This window comes from Paenibacillus sp. 102 (assembly GCF_039549175.1).
Classification (GTDB): Bacteria; Bacillota; Bacilli; order Bacillales; family Bacillaceae_G; genus Bacillus_A.
The window spans coordinates 1-8,122 of sequence record NZ_JBCGHT010000044.1; the positions used below are offsets into that span (position 1 = coordinate 1).

7 protein-coding genes and 1 pseudogene are annotated in these 8,122 nt (G+C 33.2%); all 8 read left to right on the plus strand.

The genetic code is table 11. From position 1 onward, the window contains the following. On the plus strand, positions 1-1,046 hold a 1,046-nt coding region (locus tag AAIE21_RS28915; RefSeq protein ID WP_343269831.1), incomplete at its 5' end, for a mobilization protein. Positions 1,047-1,272: 226 nt separating this feature from the next. Continuing rightward, positions 1,273-1,911, plus strand: a complete 639-nt coding sequence (locus tag AAIE21_RS28920; RefSeq protein ID WP_343269832.1) for a MarR family transcriptional regulator — start codon at positions 1,273-1,275, stop codon at positions 1,909-1,911. A gap of 909 nt (positions 1,912-2,820) precedes the next feature. After that, a complete protein-coding gene (locus tag AAIE21_RS28925; RefSeq protein ID WP_343269833.1) occupies positions 2,821-3,216 on the plus strand; it encodes a hypothetical protein in 396 nt (131 codons plus the stop codon). A gap of 66 nt (positions 3,217-3,282) precedes the next feature. Then, positions 3,283-3,753: a DUF2690 domain-containing protein gene (locus AAIE21_RS28930; protein WP_343269834.1), complete on the plus strand. Its 471-nt coding sequence runs from the start codon at positions 3,283-3,285 to the stop codon at positions 3,751-3,753. A gap of 530 nt (positions 3,754-4,283) precedes the next feature. Continuing rightward, on the plus strand, positions 4,284-4,892 hold the full coding sequence (locus AAIE21_RS28935) for a hypothetical protein (RefSeq protein ID WP_343269835.1): 609 nt from the start codon (positions 4,284-4,286) through the stop codon (positions 4,890-4,892). 410 nt (positions 4,893-5,302) lie between these two features. After that, positions 5,303-5,539 (plus strand): annotated as a pseudogene (locus AAIE21_RS28940) (alpha/beta fold hydrolase); the annotation flags it as partial. A 407-nt stretch (positions 5,540-5,946) separates the two neighbouring features. Further along, on the plus strand, positions 5,947-6,897 hold the full coding sequence (locus AAIE21_RS28945) for a nucleoside hydrolase (protein ID WP_343269836.1): 951 nt from the start codon (positions 5,947-5,949) through the stop codon (positions 6,895-6,897). A gap of 404 nt (positions 6,898-7,301) precedes the next feature. Further along, the gene (locus AAIE21_RS28950) at positions 7,302-7,550 is read left to right on the plus strand and encodes a hypothetical protein (RefSeq protein ID WP_343269837.1); all 249 of its coding nucleotides are present in this window, start codon (positions 7,302-7,304) and stop codon (positions 7,548-7,550) included. The last annotated feature ends 572 nt before the right edge of the window (positions 7,551-8,122 follow it).

Below are 8,122 nucleotides of genomic sequence, written 5' to 3' on the forward strand. Positions count from 1 at the left end.
CCAATCCGCATCTACATATTAACTATGTACCGAATTTTGAAAGTAGTCGAGGATTAACGAAGCGTGTCGGAATGGATAGAGCCTTGCAACAACAAGGCGTAAAAGGAAAAGGGACGGAGTTAATTGCAAATTGGAGACAATCAGAAACGGCTTATATTGAATCTTTGTCTAAAGAACAAATGCCAGAATTTGAACGAGCGAATGTAGGTTCACATAAGTACATGAAAGTCCGTCAATACAAGGAATATGCTGAAATGAAATCAACCGTTGAGAATCAAATATATGAAAAAGAAATGCAGTTAGAAGTTTTTGACCATCATATGAAGCATGCTGAAGAAAAAGTCAATGAATTACAGATGGTGAAAACACATGTAGCTGATAAATATAAAGAGTTAGAAGCAGTGGAACAACAAGTAAAAAGTGAAAGGGAAAAGTTACAGCTGATTGGTCAGCAATATATAGAGTTAGAAAAAAAGGTGAAACAGCAGCAAAAAGAATTGGATAGTGTCACGAATCAAGTACCAGATGAACCTATTAAAATTCCATTTTTGCGTAAAGAAGTAATAACAGAAGTACAGGATAAAATGTTTGGAAAAGCTGAAATTACGAAGAAACAGACAAGAAATTATGTGTTATCACCAGAACAATATCAAAAATTAATAAGACAAGTGAATGCAGCTGTTACTATCAAAAAAGATTATGAGCGTTTGAGAAAAACGGATTTTGTGAAAGAGAATGAAAGTTTAAAAGCGCATGCAGAGGGGTGGATGGAAGAAAATCGAACGTTGAAACAAGAAAGAAGTCAGTTACAAAAAGAAGTCGGTGTGTTAAAGGGGGAAATTAGCTCATTAAAAGCTCATATAAAGGGTCTGCAGACGAATATAAAGGTTTTATATGAACAGACGAAAAAAGTCTTTAAAGACCAATTTCAGTCGTTTAGAGGGCTTATCAAAAGTGAATTGGGTAATAAAAGCGTAGATAATCATTTTGAACGTGAACATAAGAGAGAAATGAGCAGATATCAAGATTCTGATATGGAAAGGTAGACGTGATAATGTTTGAAAAAGAGAATTGATTTTTAATAGATGGAAACCTTTAGCAACGCATTTCATGTTATTATAAAGAAAGACGTATAAACGAGAAAAACCGCCCAAGCTTTGGTCGGCGAGGCGGTTTTTCATTAATAATAAGGTTGGAATCAACCACTATATATTCTATATACATTCTAACATATAAAAGTTGATTCCTTCCACTAAGGGAGAGAATTATTTTATGACAAAAGTTGTAGATTTTGGACAAGCTGAAAAAAAAGCGAAAATAAGAGATAGTAAGATTGATAGTATTTATGATCAGTTGCAAACTGGTGGATATTCAGAAGAAGAAAGAGCTATGCTTTTACAGATGTTAAGTAAAATGTCTGGTGGGGAAGAATATTTCATAGGTAAAAAGAAAAAGCCTACAGATCGGGTGAGATTTGTGCAAATTATAATGGATAATATAGACTATTTGATTGAAATAGGTTATTTAAGTAGTAAGGAAGAAGCTTTTTTATTCAAATTAACTTCATCTGTAGAGTTTAAAACTAATGTTCTTGTAGAACGTGAGACAAATAACCCAGCATCACCTACATATCTAGCTGAAAAGTTTAAAATGACTCGCCAAAGTATTTCTAGTGTTATGAATGGTTTATTAAAAAAGGGAGTATTAGCAGTTGCACAATCAGGTGTTACAACTGAAGATGGACGGGTTTGTACTAGTCGTACATGGTTTGTAAATCCAAATATTATGTGTTGTTCTCCTAAAGATGGAATAGATAAAGCAACTCAACATATTTTTAGGGATTCATTAAGAAATTTTAAAGTTGAAGATCAAGGAAAGAAAAAACATAAATTACCCATTTATTTATTTTAAAAGAACGCAAAAATTTTCTTGTGTTCTTTTTTTTGTTGTTATTTACCTTTTTTTAGGTGTCACTTTTTTTTGACACAGGTGTCACTTTTTTTTGACACCCTACCTTCTATAAACCATTGATAATACTGACTTTTTTTACTTTCCCTATCTCACTCTTATATATAGGGCTAAAAGTTCCGCAAGGAACGGGTTGTATTTTTGAGAAAACCACTCAAAAATCTCCACCCTCAACATCAAAAAGTCGGTTCGTTAATCCTCACCTAAAGGCTACCGCCGTTCTTTTTGATGTTGTCCTTGCGAAACTTTTTTCGGCTCGATTCATTTTTATCGCCAAGCCGACAGACAAAAAGCAAAATAATGGTTCTCGACTTGGACAAGCAAGTATACGAGCCGAACCGCTTATATCAATCGTTCAAAAATAGTTCTTATACAATATTTTGATACGTAATACGTGGGGTTTCGCCCCCACACGACGAGCCAGCACTCTAGCCAAAAAGCAAATGTAAGACCAAAAGACAAGAACAAACCATAAAAAAAGTCCTCCAGATTGTTTAACTGGGGGACTTTCATGTTCACATAATTCTCGTTAACGGAAGTTAATAAGTCTCTAATTTAGTCTCTATAGCCGTAGCCTATAATCTTTTTTATCTCTATATCTACATAGATAAGAAATCCACCTACTGTTACATTGTCGTTTGATTCGGAGTCAACAAGATATTATTTAGGAACCTACAAAACTACTTTTCAACTTGCTTTACTGGAGAGTAATTTATTTTCATATTCCGATTATTCCAATAATCGGAATGATATTATAATTTCATCTGTTTATTTGTAAGATATTTACGTATGTCAATACTCAGAAAGGAGGTATTCTCATTGAAGAAAGTACTATCTGTTATGAGTTTGTTGATGTTGTCAATGTTTGTATTGTTAGGATTTAGTGGATTAGCAAGTGCAGCAACTGATTATAATTGGGCACGGTTTAATACAAATGATGGTAAATGGGATCGTACTATTAAAACTACAAGTTATGACAATGCTGTAAGAATTTATGTGCGTAATTCAGTAATGGTACCAGGAAACAAGCCAATTGCCTCAACTGTACTATCTGCTAAACTATGTAGTACTTCAACCGGGAGATGTACCGGTTATCAAAAATTATACCATGGTTATGAAAGTTCAGTGAATCCTTTTACAACATTCACTAACATGATTCCTGGTACCTACTATGTTGATATTTACGATCCATATGGATCATACTCTGTAAGTGGTGAAAATTATGTGTCTGTTGCCAGTTTCTTTTAATATCCAACCGTTTTTACTCTTTAAAATTTAATACTTTGAATTGAGTGAGTGGAAGGAGAAATTATCATGAAAAAGGCATTTTCAATAATGGGATTATTAGTAATGGCAATGATGTGGATTTTTTCATATGGAGCAGATTCTACATTGGCTGCGACTTATGACAGAACTGATCCAATCGCTACAGGATGTGCAAGAGATGCGATTACTGTTAGAAGTTCAAGTATTAATTCATATGGAGTAATTGAACTACGCTATAGTCCTTCTTGTAAAACGGCTTGGGGAAAAATTATATTAAATTTTCCTTCGAATTATAATGTAGTAGGGGGGAAATATGGGGATGCCCATATTGTTCGTAATAGTGATGGTTTAAGCTATGGATGTACTGTTCCTGTAGGTAGTAAATCTTGCTATACTCTACAAGTAAATGATAATAAGGTAACTTCTTATGCTCAAGGTACAATTTCAAGAGTAGATAAAATATGGAATGGTGGATGGTCAGCTACAGGAATAGCTATTCGTCGGACAGGTAGTTATTAAATAGAAAAAAGCCAGTTGTTCTCTTGCTACACAAATTTCTATAGCAAGTGGTTATTACTAGAAAATAGACATAGATTTTCTTTTCATCCTTCGGGATGTTTTTTTGTTTAACGACTGTATATTGTATACATATAAGGTTAACATAACGTACAATTATCGGTAGCAAGGACAAGCTGGAATCCTTGTTTTTATTAAGTTTTCTCTTCTTTTCTATGTAAAATTGATATGTAGGATTTTATACATTGTTGATATAGCAAGGATTCTAGGGGGTCTTTGCTATTTTATTTTTCTGTTTTTTTGTATAAAATCTTGTATAAATTTGATTATAATTTTTTAAAATCATAGTATATGCTGATGTTTAAAAAAGACGAGTATATGCTTAATTTGTCTAAAATTTTTTGTGTATTCTTGTTTGTTTTTTGTTATGTTTATTTTAAGTGTTGTTTATTTATATTATATCGCCGATATATCGCTTATAAAAATAGAAAGAGGTGGTAGCGATGGCCGATACGGGTGATACAGAAATTGAATTGTTAGAGGGAATCCCTAAGGAATTAAAAAGTCATGATATTGCTAAAACATTTGGAATTGCTGAAAGTACAGTTAGGAAATACGCCCAATCTCTTGAGAAAGCAGGGTATGTTTTTCGAAAAAATGAAAATAACACAAGGATTTTTACTGATATAGATGAGTTAACGTTTAGAGATTTGATTCAAGCTAGAAAAGAAGGTGGAGTAAACCTTGATATGGCGGCTTCCGTAGCAGTGATACGAAGACAGAAGCAAAAATCACCGATACAAAGCGTGCAACCGTTGATAAATAAGGAATCAAAAGATGATTTGATTTCGCACAAAATGCGATATGAGATTCAGAAATTAGCAAATTCATTTCAAAAGCAAATAGAACAAATTGAAGAACAAAATCAAATGATAATTTCTAAGTTGCAAGCATTTGAAGAAACTGAAGTTGAAATAAAAAAACAGTTATTGGAATCTCAAAAAAGGGAAAAAGAAAAAGATCAACAAATTGAAGATATGCAAAAAATGATTGAATATATTTCAAAAAGAGATATAGCTTTTGATAAAAAGATTGAAGAAATTTATCAAGAAGCTAAAAAACCTTGGTGGAAGAGATGGTAAGACACAGGGTTTAATATTTGTTGTATTTTACTCTTTTTAACAAGTTGTTTTGAATAGTAGAAAAACAAAAAAGTTTATCTTTTTTATAAGAGATAATTTTTTATAAAATGGAAGTAAAAAGAAGTGTGTGTATCTATGGGTAATAAAGGAGATGATTATAACTGAAAATCTTTTTTTATTTCTTAATTATTCTGTTATTTCTTGTGGTTGATTACTTTTGGTTAGAAGACGAGAGCAAAAGATGGGGATGGTTTAAAAATAGAAGTAAAAAGCAAAAAACAATTTTTTTTACTCTTGTTCTTCTCTTAACTTTCATAGGATACATACTTCTTGATGCTAAATACTTTAAAATCTGATACCTTTACTTAGCTAAAGAATCCAATTTTTCTTGAGAATTTAATAGTTTATATCATTCCCTTCTTAAAGGCGATGATTTTTATGAGGGGAAGTTAAAAGGAATCAATATACCTACTTTGGTTATCCATGGTACAGAAGATATAGTGCTTCCATACGATCATGCTCTTGCTCTCGTTAATGAAATTCCGCATGCTTTGTTACTAACCCTAGAAGGATCGGGTCACGAAATTCACTGCGACGATTGGGATCATATAATCAACGCTATTTCGAACCATACTTCAGTCCTGTAATCATTATAGGAATCGTATAAAACAAAAAACACTTGGAAAAAGGGTTACAATCGAATTTGTAACCCTTTTTTTCTATTAAAAATCAGTTTTGGAACTGTTACTCAGTTAAAGATTATTAATGCTCAGTGATTGATATTTCCTTCCTATAACTGTGATTATGTGAATGAAAAGTCCCTTCAGATCTTCTGAAGGGACTTTTCTAGGTTTCTAGATGTATTGAGTTCTGATAAGTGGCGTTATGTTAAGTTCACATGTAGAGGATATACAAAAAAAATATTTTTTAGGTGTAAAAACATATAGGATGTATGCAGTGACTGATAATCAGAACGTACTATTCAGGAACACATGAAATATATATAGTACAGGCTCAATGAAATTACGATTCTATTGCTTTTGGGGGAGGATATATGCCAAAAAAAGTTCTTCTGTTTACAGATTTAGGGATTGATGATGCCTTTGCTGTTCTGTATACCTTTTTTCGTAAAGATATCCAACTTGTAGGGATTGTAGCTGATTATGGAAATGTATCAAGAGAGAATGTTATAAGAAATATTAACTATTTAAAGTATATTGGGGGAAAAGAAGAGATACCTGTATTTCTGGGTGCTTCTGTACCTTTAACGGGCATATTGGTCCAGTATTTTCCTGAAGTGCATGGGAAAGTGGGTTTAGGACCTATCATTCCGCCTGAGATTTCTTATCCGATTTACCCTATCAATGATATTTATGGGATTATAGATTCTAATTTAGATGATCTCATAATTATCAATTTGGGAAGGCTCTCTTCGTTGGCGACGGCATTTGTCCTAAATTTAGAAACAATGCGGAACGTGAATGAATACATTTGTATGGGAGGAGCTTTTTTTTATCCTGGAAACGTGACTGCTGTGGCTGAAGCTAACTTTTATGCAGATCCTTATGCAGCAAACTTAATTCTGCAGCATGCAAAGAATTTGACAATTATTCCGTTAAACGTCACTCAACACGCAATTGTTACACCCGAAATGGTCCAACAAATCGACGCGTTTCACCGTAATACACAGGACCTTGCAGGGCTTATCATCAAGCCCATGTTAGACTACTACTATAATTTCTACTCTAAATCGAATCCTGGTATAGGGGGAAGTCCTATGCATGATTTTGTAACAATGTGGTATTTGTTGAACCCAGATGCAGTTCTCCTTTCAAAAGTACCTATCAAAGTAATTCCTGATCAAGGAGAAGGATTCGGTCAAAGTATTGCAGATTTTCGTTTTGTGACAAATCCGGGTTATAAAACACATAATGTCGCTTTTCAGTTCAATTACGAAAGTTTTAAGAGAGATATCATGGAAACATTTTTAAGGAAGAGACTGTAGTATATCCTAAGTAAACTTCAGATAACGGAAATTATGTAAAAAAGCTAGTATGGATATAGCTTTTTCTTTTTTGTTAATAGATGTTCTAATTTCTTTGTTTGTCATGTTTTGAATGTATACTTTTGTTGTTGTTTTTGACGATAACAGGGGGATTGGTTTGAATTCAATGTTTAAGGGGAAATGAAAGTAAACTAATATCTAAAAGTTTACTTTCATAAATGATAACAACAGTCTAATTATTTAAGGTTAATTTAAAATTGTTTTCATAGATATTTTTAATTTATATATTACAATTATAATATTAAGAACACCGAATATAAAAATTGATATTGTTTGAATTAATATGACTGTTATATGATAGCTTCGTTATGTCAAAAAAAGATAAAAAAGGGAGATATTATCTCATGAAATTTGAAGATAAACGTATATTAGGAATCCAATTAGGTTCTGTATTATTAACAGAGAACCAGCAATATTTAGTTGTAAAAAAAAATGATAATTACACTTTGGTTAACATTGAAAACTTGGAATGCATGCCGTTTGAAGTTCCTTTGAAACATCTAGAAGAAATGATAATTGAGGATTTAAGAGAGAGTGTTCAAGATATTATTGCTCCTGAACATATTAAAATCGTTACTGCAAATATTTTATGATGGATTAAAAAAGATATATAGTATCTTTCAACAGTAATAGGTAAGTGTCAATGGTAAGCGGACTGGAATGGATCAGCGGTTTGTGCTGATCCATGAAAGGAGCATTAAGGAATTGACACGTGCAGCGGATTCTCCAACCTCTTGGCAGTTCCTCAAAACGAACCGTTTTGAGGACGCCAACCGGCGAGGGAGCCCCTCAAGGATTGAGGGGTTGGGGAGTTGAATTGAAGGGGTCTGGGGAAGAGTTCCCCAGTGGGTTTGGGCAAGGCCCAATATATTGTTTTTTGCCATGCCAGGCATGGCTCGGCAAAGCCGAAAAGCGTCGAAGACCCCTATCAATTTTGATGCGTTAGCGTCAAAATACGTATAGGGTTACGTTAATTGACACAATTTCGTCGCTTTGCTAGACTTATTGTATCAATTAATCTAGGGAAAGTGGTGGCGCTTTATGTTGTTCTCTATCTCATTTAATCAATCTCATCAAAGTTCATTGAGCCATAATAACAGAGAAAACATTCATGGGAATCCTGGCATTGATCCATCCAGATTAGACGAGAATATCTACTTTGTTC

What these genes read in the sequence shown, in the direction of transcription:
- AAIE21_RS28920 (WP_343269832.1), top strand. Translation starts at nt 1,273, where the DNA reads ATGACAAAAGTTGTAGATTTTGGACAAGCTGAAAAAAAAGCGAAAATA.
- AAIE21_RS28925 (WP_343269833.1), top strand. Translation starts at nt 2,821, where the DNA reads ATGTTGTCAATGTTTGTATTGTTAGGATTTAGTGGATTAGCAAGTGCA.
- AAIE21_RS28930 (WP_343269834.1), top strand. Translation starts at nt 3,283, where the DNA reads ATGAAAAAGGCATTTTCAATAATGGGATTATTAGTAATGGCAATGATG.
- AAIE21_RS28945 (WP_343269836.1), top strand. Translation starts at nt 5,947, where the DNA reads ATGCCAAAAAAAGTTCTTCTGTTTACAGATTTAGGGATTGATGATGCC.
- AAIE21_RS28950 (WP_343269837.1), top strand. Translation starts at nt 7,302, where the DNA reads ATGAAATTTGAAGATAAACGTATATTAGGAATCCAATTAGGTTCTGTA.